This window comes from Mesorhizobium sp. BR-1-1-10, from assembly GCF_020165595.1.
In the GTDB taxonomy this organism is placed as follows: Bacteria; Pseudomonadota; Alphaproteobacteria; order Rhizobiales; family Rhizobiaceae; genus Mesorhizobium; species Mesorhizobium australicum.
In genome coordinates, this window is sequence record NZ_JAIUIL010000017.1 from 1 (window position 1) to 14435 (window position 14435).

Consider the following 14435-nt stretch of genomic DNA (forward strand, 5'->3'; position numbering starts at 1 on the left):
GCGCCTCGGGGCGCTCGATTTCGGTTGGGACCATCCTTCGGCCGCCGTCGAGCTCGCCTGGGATACGGAGGCCGATGTCGTCTATGTCACCAAAGCCGCCCGCGCCTCGCAGCAGACGCCGGCGATGCAGGCGCTGACGCTGAAACCCTGGGGCGAATGGCTGCCCTGGGCATGGCCGCGCGACGGCCGCCGCGAGACGCTGGAAGGGGCGGGCACGGCCCTCGCCAAGCAATATGCCGCGCATGGGCTGAACATGCTGCCCGGCCACGCCCGCTTCGCCGACGGTTCGGTCTCGGTCGAGGCCGGGCTGATGGAGATGCTGGACCGCATGCAGAGCGGCCGCTTCAAGGTGTTTTCCACGCTCTTGCCCTGGTTCGAGGAATTCAGGCATTTTCACCGAAAGAACGGCCAGGTTGTAAAACTGCGCGACGATTTGATGGCCGCGACCCGCTACGGCGTGATGATGCTCAGGGAAGCGATGGTGGATCCGGCGGAGTTCAAGGCGGTGCGGCGCAAGGCGGGGCAGAGCGATCCGCTGGGGGCTTTCAGGTAGGGGCGGGCTCTCCACACATGGTCGTTCTCTAGCTCGACCCGAGGGGCGTCTCCTCAGGTCGCGCCATGAATCCTATCGTCCGCGCGCACCGCTTCGCTCCTTGCTGTGCTCGGGACTGACGAAGGACTGACGAAGGCAATGCGCCGCTGACTTTGTCATCCCGGCACGCGCTTCGCCGCTCTCTCCAAATCCTCAGTCGAACAAGAGTCCAGAACGCAGCGTCGGCCTGCACGATTTCGCGGCAATACGAAAGCCGCTAGTCGGGAACGATCCACTGCAGACGTTGGGACAATTCAGCGACAACCGCTAACTCTTCCGCAATCGGCATCATGTAGAGGCGAAGAATGATACGACGTTCCTTGTCTTCGTTCGTTTTTCTCACTTGCCTCGTGATGCTTGGCACCATCTTGGAATCGTGCTCGCCCTCGCCAAAACATGTCTCGGATGCTGACATCGATTTTCTCGCGTCCGATGCTCATGTCGTTGTCGGCGGCGTGCCTCTCGTCTTGCCCTTTATTTCGCTCACCGGTTATGTCGCCGCGAAGCCGTCATTCTCGCTCAACAGACAGCAAGATCGCCAGTCGGCGACAGATCGCCTGGAGGCGTTTCGCAAGGCTGCCAGCAACCCGCAAGCCGCGCCGACGATCGATCAGCTTGAGATTGAGGTGTATGCATATGGATGGAATGACCTCGACCCGCAGCCGTTCAAAAGGATCTGTGCTCGCTTAAGCCGGCAATGGTCCAAATCCGTTTGCGACGACCCGTGGGCGGCGCTTAAACAGGCGATGCCCGGTAATGGCTTTTATGTTGTCGACGACAGGAAATTCGATGCGTTCGACAACCATTTCACCGTCGGCGGCGAACGCGTCTCCGACCAACTCCATTCGATGCAACTGAATGCTAATGAAGCATCTGTCGTTTGTGATCGGACCCTCGAGCCCTCTAAAATCACTTTTTGTACGGCAGCAATACCAATCAAGCAGCATCTTGCCGCGGTATGGACGGTTTGGGATAGCACTGGTGAGACGCATTCTCGGCAGGCTGAGCGGGAAGGCAAAGCCATCACGGCATTTGTGCGCCACGCTATCGGGCCGTCGGAGGACTTCCCGGCTCTTGTCGCCGAGGTATGCGAACTGAGGAAACCGAAGAGCAGTGTCGGGCCGGGTGGCAACCCTTGCGGTAGTCCTATTTCAAAATCGCACTAAGTCCGTTTCGACTCAATCTCTCGGTCAATCCGCATTTATGCGTTCACGGCCTAAGTGATCTTTTGGCGGCAGCGCCCGGATGCCGGAGGCAATTCGCGATATGTGGCAAGGAATCTCAAAATCGCCCGCGACAACAATGTAACGCTCACGCCTCAGCAATTTGCGGAGATGTTTGTGGATAACAACTTCGCAAGTTGAGCCGCCTCAAACTTTTATAATATGTTCTGTGGAAATGGCGGTGCGGGACCAACGTGTGACAAATGCGTGGGGGTGGTACCGAAGAGCTGACTGTTCGGAAATTTTGGATGTTATTCTTCGATAAACAAGGGTAGGGGGATTAGATGGGTGCAGGTTCTGCTGCGATGCTGCTCGGGGCGTTGGTTCCGACATTTTTGCTGAGCCGTTTGTTGCTTTGGATTACAAAGCGTTGGAACGGCGGCGTGGCGCGCCTGTTGCTCGTGCATGTCATTTGCGGAGCGCTCGCCGTTATCGCCGCGGCTTACGGCTACGCGGATACCGGGGCGCCGGACTGGTCTCGCGGCCCGGTCTATATCGTTGCGCAGTTGATCTGGCTGGTGGTCGATTTTGTGCGCGGCCGCCGTGGGCAAAGCCAGCCTGCGAACTGATGGCTCGCAAGCGCTGAAGACCAAACATTGCAATGCGCGGCGCTGAGGCCTGGATTGTGCTTGTGCAAATGGCTAACCACGTTCTATCCGGGGCCGGCTGAATTCCGTCGGTGACCGCAACCGCAGACGTGCTCGATGAACGAGAATGGGCCAATTCGGCAATGAGTAGGTGAACTCGACCTGCCACTGGATCTCGGCAGCAGAACGTCTGGCCTCCGTATGGGTGGAGGAGGAAGATTTGCTTCCGTGCTGATCGGAGAACGTGTTAATTAGGAATTTGCTCCTCTCTCCTGTTGACGGCGTGAGGGCAGCAATGGTACACAATTATCCGTGGTGCTGATTTGCGCCAACGACCCGCCCTTGAGGCGGGTTTTGTTTTTGGGCGAGGGCGCCAGCGGTCCCTGCCGCCAGACCAGCTGATCTTCTCAAACAATCCTTGGGTCCGCACCGTAGGGACGCTCGAGAGTCCCGGCATGGATCCCTTGGGCTGCGGAGCAACTCCAGGGGTCTGCGCCGCGTCGCTACGCTCCTTGCTCCACCCGTAGATGACCAAAGTCGTTCAGGACGTCTCATACACCGGCACGCCTCTCAAGACCCTTCGATCCGATAAACCGCAAAACGCGCGCCTGCCAGCGTGCGATCCGGCCATGCCGCGATCGCCGGCGCCGCGCGCCTTTGTTCGAAGTCAGCCAGGTAGGGAACACCTAGATGGTCCACGTCATCCCGCTCTCCATTGCCCAGCGCCGGCTCGATACCGGCAACGCGCCGCAAGACCTGCAGGGATCGCCAATCGGCGGCGCCATGCAGGGGCTGGGCGATCACCTTTCCGCTGTCGCCGAGCGCTACCAGCAGATGAAGGACCAGCAGGAGGAGTTCGACGCCGAGCTGGCACGTCGCCGGTTCAACGGCCAGATCGCGCAGGCGGAAGACGAGGTGACGGCCAAGGCGCCGGCCGACGGTGCCGGCCTGCATGAGGCCATGTATGGCCAGGTCGATCCCTACAGCGGCCGGGTGGTCAAGACCGGGCTGTTCGACAAGCTGTTTGCCGCCGCTCTGCCCGGCATGCCGGAGAGCCAGCGCGCCGCTTTCGCCCGGCAGAAGGAAGCGCTGCGTCTAACCGGCGGGCGACGCATGGCGGCACGGCAGCTCCAGCGGCGCAAGGATTATGAACAGGCCGAGGTCGACACGGCGCTGAAGACCAGCGCCATCGCCATCGGCAACGCCAACCCCGAAGATCACGTCACCTTCGAAGCAGCCCGCCAGCAGGGGCTCGACCTGATCGACAAGATGGGCCTCGACGCGGGAAACAGAGAACAGAAGGTGAAGGACTGGTTCGGCACCGCGGCGAAGGCGCGTTTCGAGGCGCTGATCGCCAGGGACCCGAAGCGCGCGCTGGAGATGTTTGGGGCAGCGGCGCCGGCCTCCGGCAGCGGGGCTGCGGGCGACAGCGCGCAAGCCGCAGATAGTTCCTTCTCGGGCAGCCCGAACATGGCTGCGGGGAAAGGTGACCGTATTGGCACGCAGTCACTGGATGAGCGCATAGCGCAGGCGTTCATGGACGATCTTCCGCGGGAGGAACAGGACGCGCTGGCCTTAAAGGCAAAGGCAGCCAAGTTCACGCAGGACATCGAGACGCGCGTTGCGCTCGCTCGCGCCGAGGCAGAAGCGCCGGACGAAATCGCCCGCACAGGCATCTACTCGGGCAGTATGCCAGGCAGGGATGCCTACAGAACCATCTATGGCCTCGATGAGGGTGACAGGCGCCGGATGGTTCTTGAATGGCGGGCCGATGTCGGGAAGCGGATTTTCGACATGGGCACCATGCCGAACCAGGCGATCCTTGCCGCCCTTCGCGATGCCGATGCAGGGTCGAACACATCGCCGGAGGACCAGGCGCTCCATGAGGCAACCACTGTCGCGGCAAAGCTGGTCCTGGAGAGGAGACGGGCCGATCCAGGTGGCTACGTCAGTGAATTGTCTCCAGAGATCTCCGCTGGCTGGAAGGCTGTACTTGGCAGTGGGCCTCCCGATCCAGCGGCATATGACCAGGACATCTACGACAGAACGCTGGCCTTGTCTGTCGCCCAGCAAAAAGCATTGGGCGTCAATGATGAAGATCTTCGGCCCGTGCCGTTCTCCGTCCTCCTCAATCTTGCCGACCACCGCGACAGCGGAAGCGTGGACCTCATGGACAATTACGCGAAGGCAAGCGCGTTGTTCGCTGGCACGAAAAATCCTGTCGCGCGGGCAGCTCTGGTCCGGGAATTGGATGACGCCGGTCTGAGCGGGATTCTCCCCGGCGGAAAGCCGGGCTTTTCGGCCGGCGAGGTGTTTCGAGCGGACGCCAAAGCGCTTGGCAAGACAGCTGCGAATGCCGGGATCGCGGTAGCCAACGTAAATGATTGGATCGCCTACGGTATGTCCGGAGGAACGATCAGCCCTCCAGACTACAAGGATGCCTACTACAAGCCGGAGAACAATGTCGAGAAGGTGATGATGCGTCAGGGAAGTGACGCATTGGGCTGGGCGATGCCGGGGCCAGGGGTTGGGCGAGCTGTTGAGAGGGCGATACCACAAGCAATTGAGTTAATAGGCCCTGTCAGGGCGGCGCAAGCAGAAGGCCGCATCGCCAACAGGCGGCCCGGCGAGCTAGCTGAGGAAGGAGAGGCACTCGTTGGCGGTCTGGACAACGAAACGTTCCGATACCAGCAAAAGCTGGCTGGCTTCGCGTTCCAACCAGTCCCCAAATCCAAACGAGCACTTGACAATGCGATGCTGGGCGCAATGCTGGCTAGGGATCAGGCACGAGTCAAATATGATGGGGCAACAGTAGGGTGGGAGCCCTCAAAAGACTATCGCGCAATATTCTTCCGCCGAAATCCCAATCTGAACCCCAACGACTATGTGGTTCACCATGGAGGTGAGCAGCAGATCATAGATCGATATCCAGGTTTGTTTGCTGAGGAAGAACTAAATTCAATCGAAAATTTGCGAGGGATACACAAAAAAATTGACGTAAATTTACACAAAAAAGTTATCAGAGCCGAATGGAACGATTTTCTCAGAAGTCATCCAAGGACAACACGTCGGGAATTTTTTGAAAAAATAACTGAAGTTGATAAAAAATATGGTCATCTTTTTGATCCGCCAATAGGTGAGTGATGGAATATTTTTACATAAAGCCTGATGTCGCAGGTGGAATAGGTCGTGGCACCATCATGGACACAAGCGTTCATCCCCCTGTTGTAAGCAAACTCATCTACCAGATGGAAGGATGGTTTGGCGATGCTATCATAACCACCTTCCCGTGCTTTCTTGTCGTGTCTTTAGTCAAACAAGCCTTGCAGAACATCGGCTCTTCGGGTGCGAGCTTCGCCCATGTCGAAATCACGAAGTCAGATGACTTTCTGGAACTGCAACCCGCCGTACAACTCCCGCAGTTCGTATGGTTGAAAGTGAGTGGAAAGGCAGGTCATGATGATTTCGGCATCGCTCGCGATCTGCGCCTGGTTATATCGGAGCGTGTACTAGATATACTCGACTACCTTGGTATTCCATCCGCAACGGTTGAGCCCTACGACGGCCGATAGACGCTTTAGTTCACGCCGAAGTAATTGCGCTTTCGACGCGAGTATCAAATGGAGTGTATGGCTGAAGGTGAACGGGAAGGCTGGCCACGATTTCGGAATAGCCAAGGACTATTCAGCGTCTCCGAACGGGTTCTCGATCCACTTCGTCGCCATGCATCGCTCTAAACGTGCACCGAAATGCCCATCCTTTTGATGAATTCAAAAACAGGGTCAGCAGACACCAGGGCTATCGCTACGATCAGCGAGATCCAGAAAGAAGTCATGAGGAACGCCGCGGTCATCTGAGCGTCCTGTGTTCCCTTGCGGGGAAACATTGCTCTCCAGGTCCAAAGAAATATCCGCCACAAATCCAGCAGAGCGGGGGCGGTTTTCGTCACGAGGATTATTGAGACGAAAATTCTGAACCCGTGGTCAAATGAAGTCTGCGGATTCTCCAGTCTTCGCCAGACGATCGCGCCGGTCATTGCCAACAGCACCATCCGTGCCGACACCGACAGTAGTGCTCCGCAGAGGCCAAGAAGCCGCTGCCTCCGGTCGCTGTGCCATTCTACGTTGTCAGGAAATCTTGAAAACACTCTCTCCCCCTGGCTCGACCATTAGCAGGTTGCGGAGCGAGTAGAAATGAAGCAGCGCGATGACGGTTCGAATTGTCGGCGCCACGCTACGCGATCTCTCCTACGTCGCCGCCAATTTGCGCCCCGAGGACCGCGCCGAGATCGACTGCCAGCTCGACCAATGGTCGCCGGCGCTGCTGGCGCTGACCGCTTTGCAGGGCTTTGCCTATGTCGCCGAGCTCGACGGCAATCCGGAAGCCGGCTTTGGCGCGGCCGAGCAGCGCGGCGGGCTGTGGATCGCCTGGAGCTGGGGCACGCGCCGCATGAAGCGCTGCGTGCCCGGCATTACACGGTTCTTTCACGGCGTGCTTGGGCCTAAGGTCGCGGCGCGCGGCGCCTGGCGCGTCGAGGCGCGGGCGCTTGCCGGCAATGAACTGGCGCTGCGCTGGCTTGGCCGGCTGGGCGCCACGCGGCGCTGCCTGCTGCCGGGTTACGGCAAGAACGGCGAAGATTTCTTCCTCTACGACTGGACAAGAGAAGGCTGGAACCATGTGTCTGTTTCAAAAACCACCGGAACTGAAGCCATTGCCGCCGGCACCGACCGTGCAGGACAAGGATGTGCAGGCGCGGGAAGCCGCATTGCGGGCTGAGCTCGAACAGCGCCAGGGCACCGCCGGCACCATCAAGACCGACCTTTCGCCGAGCAATCTGGGCGGCCAGCGCCGCGTGCTGCTGGGAGTATGACGCCATGACCGCGATGAAGCGCAGTTTCAGAAAGCGTGTGCTGGACTGGTGGTACTGGCGCCGGCACGCAAGGCTGACCAAGCGGCGGTGATGCAACCGCTCTGTCCCCGTGGCGGGATCGGCTAGTTGGCCTTCCTCGCGAACGCCCACACCATCACCGGGTATTCCTCGTCGTTGCTGAGATCGCGCCACAGGCCATAGGCGCGCACGGGGCCGCCTATGTGGGCGCGGGCGCAGGCCTTGTTGCCCCAGCCGTGGACCTTGACGTTGGCTTCGGGGAAGCCGCCCTCGACCATCAATTGCTTCAGGCCGGCGGGCGTCCATCTGTTGTAATCGTGCGGCCGGGCGTGGACCCGAAACAGGAAGGGCGTCGCCACCATCGCCCAGCCGCCGGGCCGGGTCATGGCATGGATGTTCCGGACTGCGGCCGCCGGTCGCTGGACATGTTCCAGCACCTGGTCGGCGATGACGATGGAATATTCTTCCTCCGTGCGATCCCGGCAGATGTCGAAGGCGGGGAAATCGACCGAGCGGTAGTTCGGGCACATCGCCCGCCAGGAGCGGTTCCAGCCGGGCGAAATCTCGATCACGTCCGAGGCCTTGCGGTTTCCCGCTTCGAGGAAAAGGCTGAACGCCTCGATCTGGCGGATGCGCAGCCAGTTGCGGCTGTCATAGCCAAGCAGCCGCTTGGCCGCCTGCTTGCCGCGATTTTTCAGGGTGCCGGCAAGGCTCGTCGTCGTCACATCGACCTCCTTCTGCCCGCCGTGAAACGCTCGTAGCACCGCCAAGTGGGCAAAAGATGACAAGGCGGTTGAGCGGAGGGCTGGTGCTTGCGCACCCCCCTTTGTCCTGCCGGACATCTCCCCCGCAAGGGGGGAGATTGGATGCCATCACTGCTTTCGCCAATCGCCGACGTCGTGGAGTGGGGCCGCCTATGAAGCTGCCGATCTCCCCCCTGTGCGGGGGAGATGGCCGGCAGGCCAGAGGGGGGCTGTCCCTCGGCATTTCCAATGAAAACGCTAGCGCCAACCAGTGAGATTCCCATGACCGATTCCCGCGCCCGCGATATTCTTTCGCGCCAGTCCGAGCTCGAGACCGAACGCAGCCAGTACGAGGCGGTGTGGGAGCAGGTGGCGGAGTTCTGCGACCCCGACGCCCCCGACATCTGGAACGGCCGGCGCGGTGGCGGGCCGGATTCGCAAGCCGAGCGGCAGGAGCGGCGCGGCAGCCGCGTCTACGCCAACACCATCAATTCGGCCGCCAACAGGCTGGCCGCGGGACTGGAAAGCCTGATCATACCGCAGTCGGAAAAATGGCATGGCCTGTCGACCGCCGCCATGAACGACGAGGAGACCGACGAGGAAAAGGAATGGGCCGAAAGCCTACGCGATTTCCTGTTCTCGCTGCGCTACTCCGCCAATTCCAACTTCGTGCCGGCCACGCAGGCCTGCCTGCGCAATGTCGTGCGCTATGGCCCGGCCTATCTCTATGCCGAGGAAGGCTTTGGCGGCACGCTGATCCGCTATGCCTCGATCCCCGTGGTCGAGGGCTACCTCTCGCGCAACCGCTGGGGCCAGGTCGACATCTTTCATCGCCGCTACGAGCGCACGGCGCGGCAGGCCGCGCAGCTGCTCGGCTACGAAAAACTGCCGGCCCGCATCAAGGTGCTGGTCGACGATCCGGCCAAGTGCGAGGAGAAGATCTCGCTGATCCAGTGCATCCAGCCGCGCGATGAGCGCAAGATGTACGGGCAGGGCGGCGGTTCCCGGTATCTCGACATGGCGTTCGCCTCCTACCATGTCATCGAGGACGAGGAGGAGATCGTCAGGGAAAGCGGCTTCCGCACTTTCCCCGTCTCAACCTTCAACTGGCGCCGCTACGAGGGCGATCCCTATGGCGTCTCGCCGGCCATCGAGGCGCTGACGACGGTGCGCGAGGAAAACGCCGTGCGCCGCTCCGGCCTGCGCGCGCTGCAGCAGATCACCGATCCGGCGACCGCCTCGAAGGCCAGGCTCGACTATGTCCCGGTGCTCAATCCCGGCGAGAACTATCCGGGCCTGATCGACGACAATGGCAGGCCGCTGATCCAGCCGATCGCGACCGGGCAGAACCCGACCTATGCCTTCAACTACGCCCAGAGCCGCGCCGACGAGATCCGCGACATGATGTTCGTCAATTTGTTCCAGACACTGGTGCAGAACCCGCAGATGACGGCGACCGAAGCGCTGATCCGCCAGGAGGAGAAGGGCGCGCTGCTCGGTCCCTCGGGCTCGATCATCCAGGCCGGCTTTGCCAGCAATCTCGACCGCGAACTCGGCATTCTCGAAGACAAGGGCCTCTATGACGAGGACAGCCGCTTCGTGCCGCCGGAGAGCCTGGCCGGCAAGGCGGTGCGGCCGACCTTCACCGGTCCCCTCGACGTGCTGCGCCGCTCGGCCGAGGCACGCGACACCATCCAGCTGGTGACCACGGCCATGCAGATGGCGCAGTTCGACCCTGATGTGATGGACAATATCGACAGCGACGAGGCGATCAAGATCGTGCAGAGCGCGGGCCGCAGTCCGCAACGCATCTTCCGCCGCAGGGAGGAGGTCGACGGTCTGCGCGATGCCCGCGCCAAGGCCCAGACAGCGCAGGCCGGCATGTCTGCGATCGCCACCGCCGGCAAGGCCGCCAAGGATGCTGTGCCGGCCGCGGTACAGGCCCGCGACAGCGGCCTGCTCGATGGGCTGCAGGCAATGATGCAGGGCGGTGGTCAAGCTGCGCCGGCTGCCGACACCGCCGTCCAGGACGCGATGCCGGCGGGTGGCGGCGCATGAGCCGCAAGCGTTTCGCCCACGCGGCGCAAAATGGCGGCCCCGCCAGGGCGCGCGAAGCGCTGGCCAAGGCCTATCTCCGGGCCTTTTCCGGCGAGGACGGCGAAATGGTGCTGGCCGATCTCGCGGCGACGGTCGGCTATTACAGGCGCCCGTCCTATGGCGAGTGGATGGCGCGGACCAGGACGCCCGCCGGCTTCGAACTGCACAGCGCACTCAGCAATGCGCGCGCCGAAGTGGTGCAGCATATCATGGGCTTCCTGACGCTGGACGAAGCGCAGCTCGCGGCCCTGGAGAAGGCGGCGCGGGCGGAAGAGAGATGAGGCGCTGAAGCTGCGGCCCTCGCCCCGTTTACGGGGAGAGGATGCCGGCAGGCAGGTGAGGGGCGGCGCCGGCACTCGATCATTCGCGCCCCGCCGCGCCTTCGGGCACCTTCTCCCATGAACGACGTGACGTCGCTCCCACGCGACCCTCCGGGCGTCCAAGCTCCAGCCGAAAACCCACCATCCGCGCTCCCGAACAGGCTGCCATCCCGGCGGTCCGTCGCTGCGCGCGCCTCTCAAAGCCAGCCGAGCAGGGAACAGCCAATGGTCCACATCATCCCTCTTTCGGTTGGCCAGCGCCGGCTCGATACCGACAATGCGCCGCGATACCCGCAGGGTTCGCCGGTCGGCGGCGCCATGCAGGGTCAGGACGAAGGCCTCTCCGCTCTCGCCGAGCACTACCGGCAAATGACAGAGCGGCAGGAGGCGTTCGACGCCGAACTGGCGCGCCGCCGCTTCAACGGCCAGATCGCTTTAGCCGAAGACGAGGCGACGGCCAACGCGCCGCCCGACGGTGCCGGCCTGCACGAGGCCATGTATGGCGCCGTCGACCCGCGCAATGAGCGGGCGGTCAAATCGGGCCTGTTCGACACGCTGTTCGACGCTGCCGTGCCTGGTATGCCCGAGAGCCAGCGCGCCAACTTCGCCAGGCAGAAGGAGGCGATGCGTGCGGTTGGCGCGCGGCGCATGGCCCAGCGGCAGCTTCAGCGGCGCGACGACTATGAGCTGGCCGAGGTCGAAACGGCGCTGAAGGCCGACGCCATCGCCATCGGCAATGCCGATCCCGATGATCACGCCAGCTTCGAAGCGGCCAGGCAGCAGGGGCTCGATCTGATCGACAAGATGGGGGTCGACCCCGACATCAAACAGCAGATGGTGAAGGACTGGTTCGGCACGGCGGCCAAGACGCGGTTCGAGGCGCTGATCGCCAAGGACCCGCAGCGGGCGCTGGCGATGTCTGGGGTGGGGATGCCGGAAGATCCTTCGGGTGGCGATACCTCCGGATCTGTCCCGTGGATCGGCGTTTCGGGCAGCTCAGATGCGACGGCCGCGAAAGGCGATCGCATTGGCAAGCCAGATGAGCGATTGGAGCAAGCGTTCGCGGACAGTGTTCCGGCGCGCGATCCGATAGTTCTCAAGCCCGCAACGGGCTATCTCGCGGACCTATCTCCAGATGATGTCCGGCGGCTGATTGACCGGGCACACGCAGCGAATACCGCCCAACTGATCGAGGCGCGCACCAATATCACTCTCGCGTCGCAGACCGCCCCTGACGCAATCGCCAACACGGGTATCTACGCCGGCAGAATGCCTGACCCTGCGGACTTCGCCGCCGTGTATGGCACTGAGGAAGGCGGCAAGCAGTACCAGGATTTTATCCAAAAGATCGATATCGGCCGTCAAGCCTTTGGCATGCGGACCATGCCCAATCAGGCGATCCACGCAGCCCTACGCGATGCGGAGCCTGCACCGAGCAGCTCCAAGGAGGAACAGACACGCTATGGAGTTACAGCTGCCGCTGCCCTCAATACTCTGAGTATGAGGCGGGCGGACCCTGCAGGCTATGTTCGAACCGTCTTCCCCAATGTTGACGCCGCATGGAGGGCGGCAAAGTGTCCAGACAGCAAGCCCGGGACCAGCGATTCAGAAGCGTACAGATGGGCTATCGCAGTCTCCGTTGCGGCCCAAAGGCAACTGGGCATCGAGACCCCTCAACCCCTACCGAAGGCCGTTGTTAAAAGTATAGCTGATACCTTTGGCAACAAAGACTTGCCGCAGGGCAAGAAGGACATAATTCTGCATGACCTTCTGGCAGCGACGCCCGATCCAGGTGTCCGAGGGGCTCTGTCTCGGCAACTAGATCAGGCTAGCCTTTCTGGACCGGCTCAAGTCGACCCGATCGTTAATACTGCGACGGTGCAAGGACGACTTCCATCAGCGCCGCCTAGCGAAGCCCGGTCTGCATTCCAACGAGTTCCAGAGGACTTCGGTAACTATCTGAGCGAGGGTTTCGAGGCCCTAGGCCGAGTCCCGCATGACATTGGGCTGGGTCTCCAAGATCTGCTCGATTCCCCTTTGGGCTTCCTTGAACAACTGCCGGCTACCCCCGGCTCGGGGGCGGTTGCTGAAGGGCGCTTAGCATTAGAAGCAGTGGGCGAAGCCGTTGCAAAAGGCTTGGCCATGGTCCGCGGCGGGACGGGCAAATTTGCCAAGCCGCTGGAGGAACTCGCTCCCGGTGGTTCGCGTGCCACGTCAGAGCTTGCTGCTGAGCGTGCGGTGACTCGCCAAGTCGTCGAGACGAAATCTCTTGTTAAAGCAGCAGAGGATGCCGCCTACCGCGTTGGCACTGGCGCCAAACCTGACAACGCAGAGCTTCTTCAGATCATAAAGTCGATCGCAAGAGACCCTTCTAAGGTAAGGTATCCAGGAGCATCGTTTGGCAAGGCTCTTTCAAAAAATTACCGCAAAACGTTTCTCGACGCGAATCTGAAACTGGAAGGTAAAGTTGTGGTCCACCACGCGGCTGAGCAGCAAATCTTGAACAGATATCTAGGGCTTGTGACGGAAGAGGAGATGCACTCGCTTCAGAATCTGCGTGGAATTCCTAAGAGCCTGGATAACCTCTTGCACAACAAAATTTTCCGGTTCGAGTGGGACGAATTTTATGCATCGCATCCTCAGCCCACTCGTCAGCAGGTGCTGGAATATGTCGAGTATATCGACAAAAAGTACGGACATCTGTTCAACCCTCCAATAGGTGAATAATGAAGTATTTCTATATCAGACCTGATGTGGCTGGTGGGCTCGGTAGAGACACGGTTTTGGACCCCAGTGTCCATCCGCCGATTGTGACCAAGCTTCACTACGTGGTAGAGGGCTGGACCGGTGATGTGCTGGTTACGACGTTCCCGTGTTACCTCGTCACCGAAGAAATCCAGCGTGCATTGGAGCAGATAGGCTTTTCAGGTGCGACGTTCGCTGAAGCCGAAGTGACAACATCCGAAGAGTTTCATGAATATCAACCTGGGCAGGAACTTCCACCTTTCGTCTGGTTGAAAGTGAATGGGAAGGCTGGCAGCGACGACTTCGGGATCGCAGCCAACTATCGCCTCGTCATCTCAAAACGCATTCTTGATTTGCTGGAATCATTCGGAATACCGTTTGCAGTGGTCGAGCCCTACGAACAGTAACGGGATCGCGCCTCAGTTGTCTCGGAATTACGGTGACAGTGCACTTTGGAGGCTGCAGCCACGTGATTGAAGTGAACGCTCCAGACTGAGTCATGGGAATGAGTGCACTGTAAGCGTCGGTTCGTGCGCCGACATCAGCGAGTGTCAGGTACAAAGCCGAATGCAATGCCTACCGGCCACGACGTGGATCATCTACACGACTTACAGTTGGGAGGTGCTGAGGCGACGCACAATATGGCTCCGCTCGAAGCTCCAGGCTGAGACACGGAAATGAGTGCACTGTCACCGTAATATTGGTGAGTCAGATCGTCCAGCTTCACCGCTGCGGTTGGCCGCAGTTCATCAATACAGCACGTCGTTCCTCATCTTGCGAAAAAAAATCGCCGAGATTTGAAAAGGGGACCTTCTAGCCTAGGCGGCCCGGCAAAGTGTCAACCCTGCCGGGGCGCCGCTTTCAATAATTGCCGTTGTAATAGCGGTCGTCGCAGGGCGCGGTGTAGATGCGGCCATGGCGGTCCTGGTAGCGGCACATTTGTTCGCCGCGACGCTGCGGCGTGGTCGCGCTGCCGACGACAGCACCCAGAAGAGCTCCGCTGGCCGCACCGATGAGCGTGCTTTCGGTGTTGCCGCCGATCGCCTGGCCGACGAGCGCGCCGCCGGCGCCGCCGATCAGCGCGCCGGTCCCGGCCCGCTGCTGGCCTTCGGTCTGGGCGCAGCCCGCAAGTGCGGCGGTCATCAGCACGGCGGCAACGGCTTTGTGAAAGGTCATGTGATATCTCCCTTAAAGCTCTGAAATCCCTATCGATCTCCCGTGCGTGCGCATTGCGGCGGAA

Annotated in this window: 13 protein-coding genes; 10 read left to right on the forward strand and 3 right to left on the reverse strand. The window is 60.9% G+C overall.

The window, feature by feature from the left end; genetic code table 11:
- From LB555_RS27420 to LB555_RS27440, 5 genes are all read left to right on the forward strand, one after another.
- A partial coding sequence (locus tag LB555_RS27420) for a terminase (protein ID WP_224684197.1) occupies nt 1-553 on the forward strand: 553 nt, incomplete at its 5' end.
- A gap of 344 nt (nt 554-897) precedes the next feature.
- Nucleotides 898-1758, forward strand: a complete 861-nt coding sequence (locus tag LB555_RS27425) for a hypothetical protein (protein WP_224684198.1) — start codon at nt 898-900, stop codon at nt 1756-1758.
- Between the two features lie 341 nt (nt 1759-2099).
- Nucleotides 2100-2384, forward strand: coding sequence for a hypothetical protein (locus tag LB555_RS27430; protein WP_224684199.1), 285 nt, complete (start codon nt 2100-2102; stop codon nt 2382-2384).
- Between the two features lie 708 nt (nt 2385-3092).
- Nucleotides 3093-5546, forward strand: coding sequence for a hypothetical protein (locus LB555_RS27435; RefSeq protein ID WP_224684200.1), 2454 nt, complete (start codon nt 3093-3095; stop codon nt 5544-5546).
- Nucleotides 5546-5974 carry a hypothetical protein gene (locus LB555_RS27440; RefSeq protein WP_224684201.1) on the forward strand — a complete coding sequence of 143 codons (429 nt, stop codon included), beginning with the start codon at nt 5546-5548 and terminating at the stop codon, nt 5972-5974. The genes LB555_RS27435 and LB555_RS27440 overlap by 1 nt, the downstream gene beginning before the upstream one ends.
- 161 nt (nt 5975-6135) lie before the next feature.
- Here the strand turns inward: LB555_RS27440 and LB555_RS27445 are convergent, their stop codons facing one another.
- A complete protein-coding gene (locus tag LB555_RS27445) occupies nt 6136-6549 on the reverse strand; it encodes a hypothetical protein (RefSeq protein ID WP_224684202.1) in 414 nt (137 codons plus the stop codon).
- Nucleotides 6550-6608: 59 nt separating this feature from the next.
- On the opposite strand from LB555_RS27445, the gene LB555_RS27450 reads away from it, so the two are divergent.
- Nucleotides 6609-7178, forward strand: a complete 570-nt coding sequence (locus tag LB555_RS27450; protein ID WP_224684203.1) for a hypothetical protein — start codon at nt 6609-6611, stop codon at nt 7176-7178.
- 216 nt (nt 7179-7394) lie between these two features.
- On the opposite strand, the gene LB555_RS27455 is transcribed toward LB555_RS27450, so the two are convergent.
- Nucleotides 7395-8015, reverse strand: coding sequence for a class I SAM-dependent methyltransferase (locus tag LB555_RS27455; protein WP_224684204.1), 621 nt, complete (start codon nt 8013-8015; stop codon nt 7395-7397).
- A gap of 300 nt (nt 8016-8315) precedes the next feature.
- Between LB555_RS27455 and LB555_RS27460 the strand changes: the two genes are divergently transcribed.
- The 4 genes from LB555_RS27460 (at nt 8316) to LB555_RS27475 (ending at nt 13602) form a co-directional block, all read left to right on the forward strand.
- On the forward strand, nt 8316-10091 hold the full coding sequence (locus LB555_RS27460; protein WP_224684205.1) for a portal protein: 1776 nt from the start codon (nt 8316-8318) through the stop codon (nt 10089-10091).
- Nucleotides 10088-10411 carry a hypothetical protein gene (locus tag LB555_RS27465; protein WP_224684206.1) on the forward strand — a complete coding sequence of 108 codons (324 nt, stop codon included), beginning with the start codon at nt 10088-10090 and terminating at the stop codon, nt 10409-10411. Before LB555_RS27460 ends, LB555_RS27465 begins: the two co-directional genes overlap by 4 nt.
- A gap of 264 nt (nt 10412-10675) precedes the next feature.
- Nucleotides 10676-13177, forward strand: a complete 2502-nt coding sequence (locus LB555_RS27470) for a hypothetical protein (RefSeq protein ID WP_224684207.1) — start codon at nt 10676-10678, stop codon at nt 13175-13177.
- Nucleotides 13177-13602, forward strand: a complete 426-nt coding sequence (locus LB555_RS27475) for a hypothetical protein (protein WP_224684208.1) — start codon at nt 13177-13179, stop codon at nt 13600-13602. The genes LB555_RS27470 and LB555_RS27475 overlap by 1 nt, the downstream gene beginning before the upstream one ends.
- A 454-nt stretch (nt 13603-14056) precedes the next feature.
- Here LB555_RS27475 and LB555_RS27480 read toward each other — a convergent pair whose 3' ends face one another.
- The gene (locus LB555_RS27480; RefSeq protein ID WP_224684209.1) at nt 14057-14371 is read right to left on the reverse strand and encodes a YMGG-like glycine zipper-containing protein; all 315 of its coding nucleotides are present in this window, start codon (nt 14369-14371) and stop codon (nt 14057-14059) included.
- Between the last annotated feature and the right edge of the window lie 64 nt (nt 14372-14435).

What these genes read in the sequence shown, in the direction of transcription:
- LB555_RS27470 (WP_224684207.1), top strand. Translation starts at nt 10,676, where the DNA reads ATGGTCCACATCATCCCTCTTTCGGTTGGCCAGCGCCGGCTCGATACC.
- LB555_RS27480 (WP_224684209.1), bottom strand. Translation starts at nt 14,371, where the DNA reads ATGACCTTTCACAAAGCCGTTGCCGCCGTGCTGATGACCGCCGCACTT.
- LB555_RS27450 (WP_224684203.1), top strand. Translation starts at nt 6,609, where the DNA reads ATGACGGTTCGAATTGTCGGCGCCACGCTACGCGATCTCTCCTACGTC.
- LB555_RS27440 (WP_224684201.1), top strand. Translation starts at nt 5,546, where the DNA reads ATGGAATATTTTTACATAAAGCCTGATGTCGCAGGTGGAATAGGTCGT.
- LB555_RS27435 (WP_224684200.1), top strand. Translation starts at nt 3,093, where the DNA reads ATGGTCCACGTCATCCCGCTCTCCATTGCCCAGCGCCGGCTCGATACC.
- LB555_RS27460 (WP_224684205.1), top strand. Translation starts at nt 8,316, where the DNA reads ATGACCGATTCCCGCGCCCGCGATATTCTTTCGCGCCAGTCCGAGCTC.
- LB555_RS27430 (WP_224684199.1), top strand. Translation starts at nt 2,100, where the DNA reads ATGGGTGCAGGTTCTGCTGCGATGCTGCTCGGGGCGTTGGTTCCGACA.
- LB555_RS27425 (WP_224684198.1), top strand. Translation starts at nt 898, where the DNA reads ATGATACGACGTTCCTTGTCTTCGTTCGTTTTTCTCACTTGCCTCGTG.
- LB555_RS27465 (WP_224684206.1), top strand. Translation starts at nt 10,088, where the DNA reads ATGAGCCGCAAGCGTTTCGCCCACGCGGCGCAAAATGGCGGCCCCGCC.
- LB555_RS27475 (WP_224684208.1), top strand. Translation starts at nt 13,177, where the DNA reads ATGAAGTATTTCTATATCAGACCTGATGTGGCTGGTGGGCTCGGTAGA.